Below are 1,115 nucleotides of genomic sequence, written 5' to 3'. Positions count from 1 at the left end.
GCCTCCCACGACGTCTCCAGCAACAACCGCTGCTGCGGATCCGTCGCCAACGCCTCCCGCGGACTCATCCCGAAGAAACCCGCATCAAAACGACCCACATCGTCCAGGAAGGCACCTACGTCCACGTAACTCGTGCCCCGCCGTTCGGAGTCGGGGTCATACAGGGCGGTGAGGTCCCAGCCTCGGTCGGCCGGGAACGCGCGCACCGCGTCCCCGCCCTCCGACAGCAGTCGCCACAGACCCTCTGGGTCCCGCACACCACCCGGGAACCGGCACGCCATCCCGACGATCACCACAGGATCGTCCTCCACACCGGCACCCGCAGGGCCCACCACCACGGGCTCCGCCCCGGCCACATCACCCAGCAACTGCTCCCGCAGATACCGCGCCAACGACACCGGCGTCGGATAGTCGAACACCACCGTCGCGGCGAGTGCGACGCCGGTCGCCATGGCGAGAGTGCCGCGGAGTTCGACCGCGGTCAGGGAGTCGACGCCCAGGTCGCGGAAGGCCCGTTCGGCCGGTACGGCGGATGCGCCGGCGTAGCCGAGGACGCCCGCCGCGCACAGGCGGACCACTTCGAGGAGGACGCGTTCCTGTTCGGCGAGGGTGAGTCCGGTGAGCTGGTCACGCAGGCCGGAGCCGTCGCCGCGGCCGAAACGCTCGGAGGCGGCTCCGGCGCCTTCGACGGCCGCGCGCGCCTCGGGCAGCGACTCGATCAGCGGGCTCGGACGGGTCATGGTGAAGGGCGGTGCGAATTCGCCCCAGTGGATGTCCGAGACCATGACGGCCGGCCGGGCTGAGCCGACGGCGCGTTGCAGGGCCAGTACGCCGAGAGCGGGCTGGAGCGGCAGGACGCCGCCGCGGGACCCCACGCGATCGAGGTGGCGGGCAGCCCCGCCGCCCGGCGCCGCTCGGCCAGAGCGTCCAGGAAGGCGTTGGCCGCCGCGTAGTTGCCCTGGCCGGAGGTGCCGATGGTGCCGGAGACGGAGGAGAAGAGGACGAAGGCGTCCAGGTCGCGGTCACGGGTGAGTTCGTCCAGATGCAGCGCGCCCAGCGCCTTCGCCCGCAACACCGTCGCGAACCGCTCCGGCGTCAACGCATCGATCACACCG

1 pseudogene is annotated in these 1,115 nt (G+C 71.7%); it reads right to left on the bottom strand.

Annotation, left to right across the window (positions count from 1 at the left end):
- A pseudogene (locus IH68_RS51325) lies at positions 1-1,115 on the bottom strand (beta-ketoacyl synthase N-terminal-like domain-containing protein); the annotation flags it as partial.

Source organism: Streptomyces sp. NRRL S-646, from assembly GCF_000720765.1.
Lineage (GTDB): Bacteria > Actinomycetota > Actinomycetes > Streptomycetales > Streptomycetaceae > Streptomyces.
This window is presented reverse-complemented; position numbering and strand designations above follow the sequence as displayed.